The organism is Italian clover phyllody phytoplasma str. MA1, assembly GCF_000300695.1.
Classification (GTDB): Bacteria; Bacillota_I; Bacilli_A; order Acholeplasmatales; family Acholeplasmataceae; genus Phytoplasma.
In genome coordinates this window covers 1-236 of record NZ_AKIM01000088.1, presented here as the reverse complement: position 1 = coordinate 236, position 236 = coordinate 1, and the positions used below count along the sequence as shown (strand labels likewise).

The window sequence follows — 236 nt, the reverse complement described above, 5'->3', positions numbered from 1 at the left end:
AACAAAAGACCTTAATTTAAAGGTCTTTTTTTATTTAAAGAAAGGAATATCAAATGTTAAATAACCAAGATTTTTTTAATATTCAACAATTTAATACTAATATCCAAACTGTGGAAATCTTAAAATGTTTTTTTAACAAAGACACCTTTAATCTTTCTATTAACGAATATATGAAAACCAATTACCAACAATTAAACCATTATTTTAACCAAAATAACATCAACTCTCAAAGTCAA

At 22.0% G+C, this 236-nt stretch carries 1 pseudogene; it reads left to right on the top strand.

From position 1 onward, the window contains the following. Positions 1-53: 53 nt before the first annotated feature. Positions 54-236: pseudogene (locus tag RI01_RS02570) on the top strand (hypothetical protein); the annotation flags it as partial.